This is a genomic window from Dyella acidiphila, from assembly GCF_014863405.1.
Taxonomy (GTDB): Bacteria; Pseudomonadota; Gammaproteobacteria; order Xanthomonadales; family Rhodanobacteraceae; genus Dyella_B; species Dyella_B acidiphila.
Genome location: NZ_JACZZA010000010.1, coordinates 40,103 through 54,266, shown reverse-complemented (window position 1 = coordinate 54,266; position 14,164 = coordinate 40,103). Strand labels below are relative to the sequence as shown.

The 14,164-nt window shown below is 64.6% G+C and carries 8 protein-coding genes; 2 read left to right on the top strand and 6 right to left on the bottom strand.

Annotated elements, in window-relative coordinates; all coding sequences use genetic code 11:
* Positions 1 to 2 precede the first annotated feature (2 nt).
* The 6 genes from IGX34_RS15640 to glgA are packed head-to-tail and all read right to left on the bottom strand — an operon-like array spanning position 3 to position 10,438.
* The gene (locus IGX34_RS15640) at positions 3 to 197 is read right to left on the bottom strand and encodes a DUF2934 domain-containing protein (RefSeq protein WP_192556659.1); all 195 of its coding nucleotides are present in this window, start codon (positions 195 to 197) and stop codon (positions 3 to 5) included.
* Entirely contained in the window at positions 151 to 2,889 is a 2,739-nt protein-coding gene (gene treY / locus IGX34_RS15635; RefSeq protein ID WP_192556658.1) for a malto-oligosyltrehalose synthase, read from the bottom strand. Before treY ends, IGX34_RS15640 begins: the two co-directional genes overlap by 47 nt.
* Positions 2,886 to 4,853, bottom strand: coding sequence for a 4-alpha-glucanotransferase (gene malQ / locus IGX34_RS15630; RefSeq protein ID WP_192556657.1), 1,968 nt, complete (start codon positions 4,851 to 4,853; stop codon positions 2,886 to 2,888). Before malQ ends, treY begins: the two co-directional genes overlap by 4 nt.
* Entirely contained in the window at positions 4,837 to 6,603 is a 1,767-nt protein-coding gene (gene treZ / locus IGX34_RS15625; RefSeq protein WP_192556656.1) for a malto-oligosyltrehalose trehalohydrolase, read from the bottom strand. The genes malQ and treZ overlap by 17 nt, the downstream gene beginning before the upstream one ends.
* A gap of 53 nt (positions 6,604 to 6,656) precedes the next feature.
* Positions 6,657 to 8,891 (bottom strand): 1,4-alpha-glucan branching protein GlgB, encoded by a 2,235-nt coding sequence (gene glgB, locus IGX34_RS15620; RefSeq protein ID WP_338015491.1) that lies wholly within the window; start codon positions 8,889 to 8,891, stop codon positions 6,657 to 6,659.
* Positions 8,888 to 10,438 carry a glycogen synthase GlgA gene (glgA, locus tag IGX34_RS15615; RefSeq protein WP_192556655.1) on the bottom strand — a complete coding sequence of 517 codons (1,551 nt, stop codon included), beginning with the start codon at positions 10,436 to 10,438 and terminating at the stop codon, positions 8,888 to 8,890. The genes glgB and glgA overlap by 4 nt, the downstream gene beginning before the upstream one ends.
* A gap of 453 nt (positions 10,439 to 10,891) precedes the next feature.
* Here glgA and IGX34_RS22450 point away from each other — a divergent pair, with 453 nt between their 5' ends.
* Positions 10,892 to 13,258, top strand: a complete 2,367-nt coding sequence (locus IGX34_RS22450; RefSeq protein WP_338015490.1) for a mechanosensitive ion channel family protein — start codon at positions 10,892 to 10,894, stop codon at positions 13,256 to 13,258.
* Between the two features lie 34 nt (positions 13,259 to 13,292).
* Positions 13,293 to 14,162: an alpha/beta fold hydrolase gene (locus IGX34_RS15605; RefSeq protein WP_192556653.1), complete on the top strand. Its 870-nt coding sequence runs from the start codon at positions 13,293 to 13,295 to the stop codon at positions 14,160 to 14,162.
* Positions 14,163 to 14,164 lie beyond the last annotated feature (2 nt).

Genomic DNA, 14,164 nt, shown 5'->3' with positions numbered 1-14,164 from the left:
CGTTATGGAGAAGGTGGTACGTCTTGCTTTTGCTTGCTGCGGAACGCGGTTTGCCGTTCCTCGGCGATCACTAATTTCTCGGCCATCTGCCAATGCCGCAGCGCCTGGCCCTGCGGACGGCCTTCCGACTCCCAGATACGATGGGCGATCTCACTGATCTTGCGTTGGCGTTCGGCGGGGGAAGGTTGGGCAGTCATCGGCCTGGCTCGCGGGAATCAGCACGGCAAGCGGCCAATCGGCCAGCAGTTCGGCGATGTTCCAGCCCATCGGCTCGAGGCCATGCTTCTTGTATGTAAATAGATCAATGAAGGTGCAGGCGGCGTCATCATCGACCGTCCTCGCACGCGTGTTTTTCCAAAAACTTACATTTGGCAGCGGCAGGCCGCTGCCGTCCATGTGCCGGGCGCACAGGCGCGGCGCTACTACCAATAGCCGCCGCTCGCCGTGCTGCCGCACGAAGGCCACCACGTGCTTGCGCTGCGCTCCAGTCACGGCCACCGGCAGGTAGGCGCCATGGCTGAATAGTTCAGGCCACGCTTTGCGCAGCTGCAGCAGGCGATAGATCAATTGCTGCTTCACGGCGCCGCTGCGGTAATCGCACAGCAGTTCCACCGGCTCGGCAGCCTGTTCCAGGCTGGCTGCGCGCGCGGCGTAATCGGGGGTGTGGCGATTGTCCGGATCCACCAGCGACTGGTCCCAGTATTCGGTGCCCTGGTAGAGATCGGGCACACCCGGTACGGTCAGGCGCAAGGCGGTCGCCACCAGGCCATTCATGGCGCCGGGTGCGTCCAGTTCATGCGCGGCGTGGCGCAGTTTGCGGCGCAATGAAACATAGGGCGCCGACAGCAGCAGATCCTCGACCAGTTCGGCGCAGGCGGCTTCATAGGACGTGTCCGGGCAGGTCCAGCGGGTGTGCAGCTTGGCTTCGCGCTGCGCCTTGCGCAGCCACTCGGTGATGCGGTCGGCGAACTGGCGCATCGCCGGCAGATCGTCCTCGGCCAGTTCCAAGGGCCACGCGGCGAGCACCGTCTGCAGCAGCATCCATAGCACCCCATAGGGCAGCCGCGAGCGTTCGCCCAGTTCGTTCGACCAGGCGTGCACTCGGTCGGCGAATTCGCGCGGCTTTTCACCCAGTGCCTGCAGCCGCGCGCGCACATCTTCGCCGCGCTTGTGATCGTGCGTCGCCGTGGCCAGCAGGGAACGTGGCCAGCGGATCGCCCGCTGGCGCATGGCGGCATGCCAGCTCATCGGCTCCGGCTGTTTGTGCCCTGGCGCACCACCCACTTCATTGCGCGAAAGCAAAGGACCGTAGCGATAGAACGCCGTATCTTCCACCGCCTTGGCGGCCAGTACGGTGGAAAGCTGCTCGAAGCGCTGGCGTGCGAGATGCAAGTGTTCCGCCTGCGCCGGTGGCAGGCTGTGCTCGTCGGCATCCAGCAATGGCTGCTGTAGCAGGGCGCGTATCGGTGCGTAATGCGGCTCGCCATCCAGTTCGGCCTGCGCAAACGCATGTTGCAGCACGCGGCGGTCGATGCCGGTGAAGTGGCCGTCGCCCAGATAGCTGCGATACACCGGCATGCCGGCCAGCACATCGGTCAGCGCATAGTGGAGTGCCTGCGCCGTGATGTCGCCGTGCGCAGCGGTGTCAGCGAAATAGCGGCAGAAGGCACGCGTGCAGCGCGCCAGTTCGCTGACCAGCGAAGTACGCAGCAATTGGCGCCGCGCTGCGTTTTCTTCGGCGGCGAAGTCGGCCGGCCGACCGGTGCTGCGTGCCCATGCGCGGCACAGCACGGCATAGCTGCCGGGATCGAGCTGCAGGCTTTCCACCTGGCGCATGAAGTCGTAGCCGGTGCTGCCGTCCACCGGCCAGTCCAGCGGCAGGCTTTCGTCGGCCGCCAGGATTTTTTCCACGTACAGGCTGACGTGCCGCTGAGGACCGTGCTGCGCAGCCTGGTCCATGCGTTCGCGCAGCCGTCGCAAATAGTGGCCGGGCTGGCTGAGGCCGTCGATATGATCGATGCGCAGTCCGTCGATGGAGCCGTTTTCGATCAGGCGCAGCGGCAATGCATGCACTGCCTCGAATACCTCGTCACGTTCCATGCGCAAGGCCGCCAGACCGTCGATATCGAAGAAGCGGCGATAGTTGAGCAACTGATCGCCGCTGCGCCACCAGGCCAGCCGGTAGTGTTGCTGCTCGAGCAGCTGATGCATCAGCGCAGGGTCGTGATCGACTTCGCGCAGCGCGCGATCGAAGGCATGTTGTGCGGCTGCATTCTGCAGGGCGTGGCGTATGCGCTCGAAACGGGTGTGCCCGGCATCCGGCGGCGGCAGCGCGATACCGCCGCGCTGGCATAGCCATTCGAGGCTGCCGGCGGAGAGCGGCAACACGTTGCCATCCAGCGCCACGCCCGCAGCATTGCCGTCTACGCGCCGCTCCAGCGTCAGGCGCCGGTGGTCGAGCGCCTGTTGCAGCGGCTGCTCCAGCCACGGCAGCCACAGCTTGCCGCCGGTATCGGGCGCATCCCATTCGATATCGAAATACGTGGCATAGGCGCTGCTTTCGCCGTTGGCCAGCACATCCGCCCACCAGACATTGCCGAGATCGGCGGCCATATGATTGGGCACGATATCCAGGATCGCTCCCATAGCGTGCGCATGCAGAGCATCCACCAGCGCAGCCAGGCCGGTTTCGCCGCCCAACTCCGGATTAACCGTGAGCGGATCGATGACGTCATAGCCATGGGTGGAGCCGGGCCGGGCGGTGGCGATCGGCGACATATAGATGTGGCTGAGGCCGAGTGCAGCGAAGTAGGGCACTTGCGCCGTTGCCGCGGCGAAATCGAATTCGCGCCGCAATTGCAGGCGCACGGTGGCGCGCAGTGCCGTCATGGCAGCGTCGTCCCGTGCTGCTGGCGATTCATCTGGCGCAGGATCGGCGACAAGCCGGCAACGCCGCTGGCCGGCAGGCGATGCCGCCAGTTCGGATAACCCTGCACCGTGCCGGGCAGGTTGGGTTGTTCCTGGCGATCCAGCGCATCTTCCAGCGGTATCAGCACCAGCTGGGCAGGGCTGTCGAACACGTAGTCGACACTGAGTTGGTTGGCATAGGCCGGCGCAACACCGGCTTCCGGTCGATCCGCATGCCAGCGCGCCAGGGCCTGATCGAGTTTTTCCACGCTGGCCCGGCGCTCTTGTTGCTGTTCGCTGCGCAGGTGTTCCGGCCACGCCTGCACCTGCGCGCGCTGCTGGATATCCAGCGCGGCGCGCCAGCCCAGCAGGGGCGGCAGATCGTGTGTGGTGGTGGTGGCGACCGCCTCGCGACGCCATTGCGCAGGTGGCAGGAATTGGCCCTGCGCATCGCGCATGAACAGCAATACGTCGGTGCCGAGCACGCCGCGCGCAGTCAGCCGCTCGCGCATGCCCGCCGGTACGGTGCCGAGGTCTTCGCCGATCACGATGCAGCGATGGCGCCACGATTCCAGCGCCAGGATGCGCAACAGGTCGTCGCAGGGATAATGCAGATAGCCGCCCTGTTGCGCCGATTCACCCTGCGGCACCACCCACAGGCGATACAAGCCCATCACGTGATCGATGCGCAGACCGCCGCCGCGACTCATATTGGCGCGCAGCAGGTCGATGTAATGGCGAAAGCCGGTGGCCTGCAGGCCCCATGGCGACCAGGTGGTGATGCCCCAGCACTGGCCGTCGGCATTGAAGGCATCCGGCGGTGCGCCCAGTTCCAGCCCTTTCAATACGCTGTCGCGATAGCTCCACGCTTCACTGCCGCCGGCATCGCAGCCTACGGCGAGGTCGTTGATCAGGCCGATGCGCTGCCCGGCATCCAGTGCCATGTTCTGCGTATCGCGCCAGCAGCGTGCGGCCAGCCACTGCGCGAAAATTTCAAATTCCAGCTCCACGCGAAAGGCTTCCGGCACGTCGCTGCGCGGGGTGGCCTGCGTCTGCAGGATGTCGCGCGCCACCATGCGCGCATGCGTACGCAGCGACTCGCCATGATGCTGGGCGAACGCAAGCAGGTCGTCGTGCAATTGCCCGGGATGCCGCAGAAAGCGCGTATGCAGTTGCTGCCACAGCGTACGTCGCAGCGCATAGGCCTGCGGCCAGTCGACCAGGCTGTCGCATTGCGCCTGTTCCCATCCCGCGCCGATACCGGCATCGGCCAGTGCTGCACGCACTGCCTCGGCGCCCAGCACTTGTGCCGGATCGGCATACATCCAGTCCAGCCAGCCGCGATGCCAGGGCGTATAGGGGCTATAGATCGCCGCCGTGCGGCGTGCCGCATGCAAGGGACTCAGCGCCACGGCGTCGCCGCCGGCCTGCGCCAGCGACCTGGCCAGTTCGGCTACCGCGCCGCTATCGCCCATGCCGCCGTCGCCAGCGCGCCGCAACGAGTACACCTGCGCGCTGAGGCCCCAGCTGGGCGGCAGCTCGGGCTCGAGGCGATCGGCCACGCTGTAGCAGCGCGCCGGCGCTACGGCGAGCCGCCATTGTTCGGCGCCGCAATGCAGCTCGTAGTAGCCATGTCGTTGCGGCGCCTGAAAGCGGCCATCCGCATCGATGCGCAGGGACTGTTCCGCGCCGGCTTCGTCGCGCAGCTTGGCCGGCATGGCGCGACGGTCCGTTACAGCAAGCTGCACCGTGCCGCCGGCATCGACCGTAATCAGCGGAACATTCGCACGCTTGCCGCGACCCTGCCGCGGTGATTGCGGCCATGGCAGCCGTTCCAGCAGCTGCTGCAAGTTGCGTTCGGCCAGCCGGCGCGGCTGGCCATAGGCATCGATCCAGTCCAGCTCGATACCGGCTGCGCGCGCGCTATCCTCAAGCGTCGAACGCATGATCGCGGTCGCGTGCCGTGCTGGCCGATACGATCACCGAATGCGCGGGCAGGATGTCCGGATGCTGGATCGCATCCGGCGGCTCGGACCAGATCGTCTCAGCTTCCGGGTCGCGGCTCCAGGCCACGTCGCGCGGCGACACATTCAAGGCAATTTCCCAGATACAGCCATCAGCCAGGCGCCAGCGTGCCAGCAAGGCGCGTTCGGCCAGCACCGTACAGCCCATCGCATGGCACTGTTGCATGCGGCTGCTCAACTGGGTCTTGCGCAGATACAGCAGATGGCTGAACCAGCTTTTCCAGATGCGCGCCAGGGCCGGGTTGTCCACGCGCGGGATCGAGGCTTCGAAGGTATCTTCGGCATTCGGATCGGGAATGCGCTGGCGGCTGGCCGGATCGGTAAAGCCGGAAAAATGCGCGAATTCCTTGCTCCGGCCCTCGCGCACTTTTTCGGCGAGTTCGTCCTGGTAGTCAGTGAAATAGTAGAACGGGGTCTGGCAGCCCCATTCTTCGCCCATGAAGAACAGCGGAATCATCGGACACAGCGCCACCAGCACCTGCACCGCACGCAGGTCCGCTTCCGGCACCAGGCTGGCCAGCCGTTCGCCCAGTGGGCGGTTTCCAATTTGATCGTGATTCTGCAAAAACAGTACGAACGAGGTCGGCGGCAGACCATGGCCCGGCTCGCCGCGCCGGATGCCGCGCCGGTCGGGCTGGCCCTGGAAGATAAAGCCTTCGCACAGCATGCCGGCCACCTTGGCCGTAGGATCGTCGATGAAATCGGCGTAGTAGCCCTCGTGTTCATGGGTCAGCATGACGTGCAAGGCGTTGTGGCCGTCGTCGTTCCACTGCGCGTCATAGTCGCCGCGCAATAGCGAAGCACGGTTGTCTTCGTTCTCCACCACCAGGAACACCTCGCGGCCGGTGGCGCAGGAGGCACGCACGGCCGCAGCCAGTTCATCCAGGAAGCTGCTCGGCTTGATCGCATGCACCGCATCCAGGCGCAGGCCGTCGAAGCGGTATTCGTGCAGCCACATCAGCGCGTTGTCGATGAAATAGCGCGCCACCTGCGGCCGGCGAAAATCGATCGCGTCGCCCCAGGGCGTGTGCACGTCGTGGCGGAAGAAGCTGCTGGCGTAGTAGGCCAGGTAATTGCCGACCGGGCCAAAGTGGTTGTAGACCACGTCCAGCATCACCGCCATGCCCAGCCGGTGGGCTTCGTCGATCATCGCTTTCAGCGAGGCCGGGGTGCCGTAGCTGGCCTCCGGCGCATACGGCAGCACGCCGTCATAGCCCCAGTTGCGCTCACCTTCGAAGGAACCGATCGGCATCAGCTCGATCACGTTGTAGCCGCTGGCCGCCAGTTCCGGCAGCGCCTTGCACACGCCATCGAAGCCGCCCATTGCGCCGACGTGCACTTCACAGATCACCGCGGTATGCCAGGATAGCCCTTGCCAGTCGTTCTGCTGCCAGGCGTAGTCGGCCGGATCGGCCACTACGCTTGTGCAATGCACACCGGCCGGTTGCAGGCGCGAAGCCGGATCGGGTACGCGATGCTGGTCGTTGATCAGGTAGTTGTAGCGCGTGCCGGGCTTGGCCGTGAGGGTGAGCGTAAAGTCGCCGCCATCTTCGCGCAGCATCGGATGGGCGATGTTGCCGACCACCAGATCCACGCTTTTCGCATCCGGTGCCCACAGGCAGAAACGCACGTGGCCATTGCCAAGCAGGGTGGCGCCATAGGCCGATTCCATTGGCTTGCCGCGTAAGGGCGGCCGTGCCGCCGGGGCTGTTTCACTCAATACATTCATGCGCTATTGCCCTCCGCCCGCAGGATCAGCGTCGCCAGTGGCGGCAGGCGCAGATTGAGCGATTGCCGGTGACCGCGGCTGGGAATGTCTTGCGCGCGCACTTCGCCGCCATTGCCTACGTTGGAACCGCCGTAATAATCGCTGTCGGTATTGCAGACCTCATGCCACACGCCGCCCTCGGGTACGCCGATACGGTAGTCATTGCGCACTTCCGGAGTGAAATTGCACACCACCAGCATCGGCGCCGTGCCTTCGCCGCCGTAGCGCAGAAAGGCATAGACCGAAGCATGCGTATCGTCGCCGACCACCCAGGAAAAACCGTCCGGCTGATGATCGCGCCGATGCAGCGCCGGCTCGTGATAGAGCAGGCGATTAAGATCGCTGACCAGCCGCTGCACGCCCAGGTGCAGCGGATCTTCCAGCAGTTCCCAATCCAGTGCGCGATCGTGATGCCATTCATTGCGCTGGGCGAATTCGCCACCCATGAACAGCAGCTTCTTGCCCGGATGGCCCCACATGAAACCGTAGAACGCACGCAGGTTGGCGAACTGCCGCCAGCGATCGCCGGGCATGCGCGACAGCAGCGAGCCCTTGCCGTGCACCACTTCGTCGTGCGACAGCGGCAGCACGAACCGCTCCGAATACGCGTACACCAGGCCGAAGGTGAGGTCGTCATGGTGATAGCGGCGGTATAGCGGATCGTGCTGCATGTAGTGCAGGCAATCGTGCATCCAGCCCATGTTCCACTTGAAGCTGAAACCCAGGCCGCCATGCTCTGGCGATCCGGTTACCCCGGGCCATGCAGTGGACTCCTCGGCCATCACCATCACGCCCGGATGCTCGCGCGCGATCAGGCTGTTGAGGTCCTTCAAGAAGGCCACCGCTTCGAGATTTTCGCGGCCGCCGTGCTTGTTCGGGATCCATTCGCCTTCGGCGCGGCTGTAGTCGCGGTACAACATGCTGGCGACCGCATCCACGCGCAGCCCGTCGATATGGAAACGATCCAGCCAGGCCAGCGCGCTGCCGAGCAGGTATTGGCGTACCTGCGGCTTGCCGTAGTTGTAGATCAGGGTGTGCCAGTCCTGATGGAAGCCCTCGCGCGGATCGCCGTGCTCGTACAGCGGCGTGCCGTCGAACTGGCGCAGGCCGTGCGCGTCGGCAGGAAAGTGGCCACTGACCCAGTCCAGGATCACGCCGATACCTGCCACGTGACAGGAATCGACAAAGCGCGCAAACGCATCCAGATCGCCCATGCGTGCGGTGGGCGCATACATGGCGATGGGCTGATAGCCCCACGAGCCGCCGAACGGGTATTCGTTGACCGGCAGAAATTCGATATGGGTGAAGTTTTGTGCCTGCACATACGGAATCAGCTGTGCGGCCAGTGCATCCCAGTCCAGCCAGCGGCCTTCGGCATCGCGCTGCCAGGAGGTGGCCTGTACTTCGTAGATGCTCAGCGGCGCGGCTTCGAAATGCATGCTGCGGCGACGCGCCATCCACGAGGCATCGTGCCAGGCATGCCACAGCGGGGGTGCCACCATGGAGGCCGAAGCGGGCGGACATTCCGTTTGCCGGGCATGCGGATCGGCTTTCAGCGGCAATAGGTAGCCATGCTGGTCGAGCAGCTCGAATTTATATACCGCGCCGATATCCACCTCGGGAATGAAGATTTCCCACACGCCCGCCTCGGCATGCCGGCGCATCACATGGCGGCGCCCGTCCCACTGGTTGAAGTCGCCCACTACGGAGACGCGTTGCGCATGCGGCGCCCAGACGGAGAAGTGCACGCCCTCGAGATTGTTCACCACGCGTACCTGCGCGCCGAAGACATCGGCCGGCCGCCGCAGTTCGCCGCGGTTGAAGGCGTCCAATTGCTCCGGCGCAAGCAACGGATCGAAGCCATAGGGGTCGGCGATGGTTTCGCTATGGCGCGGCCAATGCAGGCGCAGCGCATAGCTGGCCGGCTTCGCCGCCAGGTGCGCCACGAACACCCCTTCGCCGATCCGTGTCGCGGTGACGGCCTGTTCGCTGCCGTCCACCACTACTTCGATCGAGCGTGCGCCATGCGCTACTGCAACGACTTGCCAGCGCCCGTTGTATTCGTGCAACCCCAGCCATTCGAATGGCGCCGCACAGCGGCCATGATCCAGCTGCGCCAACACGTCGGGTGGAAGGTGGTGGTCCTGGCGAGTAGCTGAAGCGAGCGAATGCGTGTCAATGGCGAGCCTCACGCAACCGCCTTTTGCGTGCACAGCTGGCGGTACAAACGGGTGTATTGCTGGCCGGAACGGCTCCAGTCGTGCCGCTCGAGCATGGCCGCGCCGCGCATGGCTTCCAGCAGCAGGGGCTCGGCATAAATGCGGAAGGCGCGCTGCAGGCAGCCGCGCAAATCCGATACGCGCGCACTCTGGAACAGCAGGCCGGAAACGCCATCCTCGATGGTGTCGTTCAAGCCACCGGTGGCGTGCGCGATCGGCAGGCAGCCATACGCCTGCGCATACATCTGGCTCAGCCCGCAAGGCTCATAGCGCGAAGGCATCAACAGGAAATCCGCGCCGGCGAACATGCGGTGCGCCACATCTTCCTTGAAGCCGATGTGCGCGGCGATGCGTCCCGGGAAACGCTTGGCCAGCATGCTCGCCATGCGCTCGAACATCGGTTCGCCGCGCCCGATCAGGATCAGCTGGCCGCCGGCGGCGATGATCTGCGGCGCGGCCTCATACACCAGGTCCAGGCCTTTCTGATGCACCATGCGCGAGACGAAGATAAACAACGGTCCGTGGATCGGCTCCAGCCCGAATTCCTCGCGCAGCGCCGAGGTATTGCACTGGCGCTGCTCCCATTCGCCGACCGAAAAAGTGGTGTCGAGTGCTTCGTCGTGCTGCGGATGCCAGCTGTCGTCGATGCCGTTGAGGATGCCGACTAGCCGCCCTTCGTTGCGGCGACGCGCCAGCAGGCGGTCCATGCCGCAGCCGTAGACCGGATCGACGATCTGCTGCGCATAGCTTTCGCTGACCGTGATCAGGCAGTCGGAGCGCACGATGCCGCCGCGCAGATACGACACCTGGCCGTGAAAATCCAGCTCCGTGGCATGTTCCGGTGCGCCGATGCGGCGGGTGGTGGTGGCCGGAAACACACCTTGATAAGCGAGGTTGTGGATAGTCAGCACGGTCGGCGTGGATTGATGGCGCCAGCGCGTGTAGCAGGCGGCGAGGGCGCAAGTCCAGTCATTCAGATGCAACAACTCCGGCTGCCACGCCAGCCCGGCCTGACCGGCGGCGATATCGGCAGCCACCGACGAAAACGTGGCGAAGCGGATATCGTTGTCCGCCCAGCCAAGGCCTTTCGCGTTCACATACGGCGAACCTTCGCGGTCGAACAGTTCCTGGTTGCATACGGCCAGCACGCGCAGGCCGTCATCGGTTTGTAATTCATAGATCTCGCACGGCGGCAGTTCACCCCGGCGGCGTGTGGCGCCGACCTTGCGTAGCGGCCGTCCAGATTGCAGCACGGCGCGATAGCCTGGAATCAACACGCGTACATCGTGTTCATGCGCCAGCACGCGCGGTAACGCGGCTGACACATCGCCGAGGCCACCGGCCTTGACGAAGTCACGCATTTCCGACGTAACAAATAATACTTTTTCGCCGACGGAACGATCGGTGGTCGAGGTTTGTTCGGCTGGGTTGATGCCGGCACGAGGCTGCTCGCGGCGCGCCACGGATGCGGCGGTGCGGGGACGGGAGGGAGTGCTGCGGAGGGGTTTGGCGTAATTCATCCTGTTTTCTCGCAAATATTTCGCGCGATGTCCGTGCGCATGGGATAAGAAAGCGGCGATCTATGCAAAAGATATGCGCGCATCCATCAAGCATTCGTACAGTGAATGATGGAACAAAGTGAAATCGTCATTGGAGCGCCGCTAGCGCGCCTCGCTGCACGGGCGCAGCAGCGCACGCAGTGCAATGCATATTCACTTGATGGTCATGTATGAAGCGCGCCACTACTTTTATTCAACACAAACTTCACGGTGCTCCGCGCAACGATAGACGACCATGACCGCAAGATGCTTCATGCATTGAGACCTTTGTTACCGGCGCTGCGTAAGGACAAAACCTTGGCTGCGTGCAGGTGGTGTACCGCCCTGGCATCACTGTTGCTGGCCGTGGCGCTGGCGCACGCGCAGGCTGCGCCGCATACAGCGGCAACTTCAACAGCATCGGCATGCGCGGCAGTGCCTGCGCATGCGGCGGCTTCCGGCACAGGGCCGACAGCACAGGGAGTATCGGCTGTCGCTGCCAAGCCGGCGGCGCCGGCCAGCAAGCCAGGCACGCTGCAGGCCAACGGCCTGATCGCACGCACGCTGCGCGATATCGATCAATGGGTCGATGGGCTGGGCACGCAGCTGGCTGAATTGCGCAGTGCCTTGCTCGCCCTGCTGGCCTTGTTCGCACGCTCCGGCGGACGTATCAGCGATACCAATCGGCAATTGTTGCTGCAGGCGGCGGTTGTGCTGATCGGCAGCTTTGCCTGCGGCCTTGCACTGGAATGGTGCGTGCATCGCCTGTTGAAGCATCCGCTGGCCTGGCTGGTGGAGCGCGCGGATCGCGGCGAAGCACGCGGTGCGGCGGATGATGCGCGCCAGGAGCGTGAACAGGCGCGGCAACAGCAGTCGGCGTCGAATGCCGTGCCTGATGCCGACCAAGTGCTGGCCGGTACACGTCCTTCGCGCGACGACGTGGCGATGGTCAGCACGGTCGAGAACGGCGTCGAAAAAGTGGAAGAGGTGCCAGTTGGCGAGCGCAATACCGGCAACGATGCGCCGTCCGCTCCGGGCGCGCAGCCCTCCGGCAAGGCCGGTGCCGGCGCCAACCGCCATCAGCCGTCGCGCTATGTGCATGCCTTGCGCCGCCTGATGTATGCACTCGGCAGCTGGCTGCTGGACCTGCTGCCGCTGGCGGTATTCCTGCCGGTCTCGGCGCTGTTGCTGCACTGGCTGGCCGACGACGATGCCCGTATTCACGCCATCGGCAGCGATTTTGTCGAGGCTTATGTCAGTACGCGTGTGATCATGGCCACGCTGCGCCTGCTGGTTTCGCCGCTGAGCAGCGGCATGCGCATCCTGCAGACCGGCAAGGGTACTGCACTGATATTGCAGCGCTGGGTGCGCTGCATCGTGGCGCTGGTGGCATTCGGCAATGCGATCGGTGCTTCCGCGCAGACGCTGGGTGCGACCGGGCAGGCCCGTTTCGCCTTTATCAAGATCATTGCCTTGTTTGTGCATATCGCCGCGGTCACGCTGGTGTTCCGCCTGCGCCGGCCGGTACGCCGCGCCATCGCGGCCAAGTCGGGGCAGCACGGCTTGGTGGCGGCATCGCGCAACTGGCTGGCGCGCATGTGGGTGCCGTTCGCCTTCACCTTGATCCTGGGCGAGTGGGTGGTCTGGGCGCTGGGCGTGGAGGATGGCTTCCCCAAGCTCATTCACGTGATCCTGATCACCGCCGCCATCCTGATCGCTGCGCGGCTCGCCACGGTCCTGCTGCAGGGCATGCTCGGCCGCGCCTTTCATGCCGATGCGGATGCCAGTGCCAAGGCCGATGTGCGCGTGCGCCTCACGCGTACCTATTACCCCTTCATCAAGACGCTGGTGTCGTTGCTGATCACCGTCTGCGCGCTGATTGCACTGTTCCAGGCCTGGGGCCTGGATGCCTTCGGCTGGTTCTCCAACGGCGCGATCGGCCGCAGCCTGACCTCGGCGGCGATGACCATCCTGGTGGCCAGCATCATCGCCATCGTGATCTGGGAAGCGGCCAGCATCAGCATCGAGCGGCGCATCGACGTATGGTCGCAACGCGGCGACGTGATGCGCGCGGCACGCCTGCGCACCTTGCTGCCAATGCTGCGCACCAGCCTGCTGGTCGGCGTAGTGCTGGTGGTAGGGCTGACCGCGCTCAACGAGATCGGCATCAACACCACGCCCTTGCTGGCCAGCGCCAGCATTGTCGGCGTGGCGCTGGGCTTCGGGTCGCAGAAGTTGGTGCAGGATTTCATCACCGGCATCTTTCTGCTGATGGAAAACGCCATGCAGGTCGGTGACTGGGTCACCGTGGCAGGCGTCTCCGGCACGGTGGAAAACCTTTCGGTACGCACGGTGCGCCTGCGCGGCGGCGACGGCTCGCTGTATACCGTGCCGTTCAGTTCCGTCACCACGGTCAACAACACGCATCGCGGGCTCGGCAACGCGGCGGTGAGCGTCAGCGTCAGTCAGGAAAACGACATCGAGCGTGCCATTGCCGAACTCAAAAGCATCGGTGCCGAGCTGCGCCAGGACAAGGATTATCGCGACCTGATCCTCAAGGACATCGAGGTCTGGGGGGTGGACGCGATGGACGGCTCCAAGATCACCCTGATCGGCCAGATGCAATGCACCGACAGCGGCCGCTGGGGCGTGCAGCGCGAGATCAACGCGCGCATCGTCAAGCGCTTCCGCGAAAAAGGCATCGAGCTGGCCAATCCGCGCATGAACCTGCTGCTGACGCCGGAGGCCCTGCGTTCGTCGGGCGGCGGCGAGCGGGAACCGGAGCAGGGCAGCCATCCTTGAGCGGAATTATTCGAGATTGCAACGGAGAAACATCATGAGCATGCTTGAAGTCGAGACCGATACGCTGGGCCGCCCGGTCGAGCTCTACTACGAAGATGTCGGCTACGGTTTTCCAGTGGTGCTGACCCATGGCTGGCCGCTCGACCATGCCATGTGGGAAGCGCAGGCGGCCGAATTGCTAGACCGCGGCTGCCGCGTGATCACCTTCGACCGCCGCGGCTTCGGCCGCTCCTCGCAGTCGCAGGGCAGCTACAACTACAACCGCTTCGCCGACGACCTGGCCATGCTGCTGGACGCGCTGGATCTGCGCGACGTCACCTTGGTGGGCTATTCCATGGGCGTGGGTGAAATCATCCGCTATATGGCGCGCCATCTCGGCCAGCGGGTGGGCCGGCTGGCCCTGATCAGCGGAGTGGCGCCATCGCTGGCCAAATCGTCCACTGACGTGGGCGGTGTCGACGAGGCAACCTTCGATCGCATGGACACGGAGCTGCGCGAGGACCGCTTTGCATTCACTGCCTGGTACGCCAACGAATTGTTCGAAGGCTGCCAGGAGCCCACGGTGAGCCGCGCCACCAAGGACTGGATCCAGTCGCAGATCCATCGCGCCGCTACTGAAAGCATGCTGGCCGGTATCCAGCTGTTGCGCGAGACCGACTTCAGCGAGGACCTGCGCGCCATCGTGAATATGCCTACGCTGGTCGTGCACGGCCATGCCGATCGCATCGCGCCGATCGCCGCCACCAGCGCACGCCTGGCCGATGCGCTGCCCAATTGCGTATTCAAGGCGTATGACGATGCGCCGCATGGATTGTTCGTCACACACGCGCGGGAACTGGCTGCCGACCTGCTGGAGCTGGTGAAGTCGCCGCCGAACGTGACCTTGCCGGCGGCGAAGGTATAGCC

Excerpts from the sequence above, each read along its gene's own strand:
- IGX34_RS15640 (WP_192556659.1), bottom strand. The coding sequence starts at position 197 with ATGACTGCCCAACCTTCCCCCGCCGAACGCCAACGCAAGATCAGTGAG.
- treY (WP_192556658.1), bottom strand. The coding sequence starts at position 2,889 with ATGACGGCACTGCGCGCCACCGTGCGCCTGCAATTGCGGCGCGAATTC.
- malQ (WP_192556657.1), bottom strand. The coding sequence starts at position 4,853 with ATGCGTTCGACGCTTGAGGATAGCGCGCGCGCAGCCGGTATCGAGCTG.
- treZ (WP_192556656.1), bottom strand. The coding sequence starts at position 6,603 with ATGGAATCGGCCTATGGCGCCACCCTGCTTGGCAATGGCCACGTGCGT.
- glgA (WP_192556655.1), bottom strand. The coding sequence starts at position 10,438 with ATGAATTACGCCAAACCCCTCCGCAGCACTCCCTCCCGTCCCCGCACC.
- IGX34_RS15605 (WP_192556653.1), top strand. The coding sequence starts at position 13,293 with ATGAGCATGCTTGAAGTCGAGACCGATACGCTGGGCCGCCCGGTCGAG.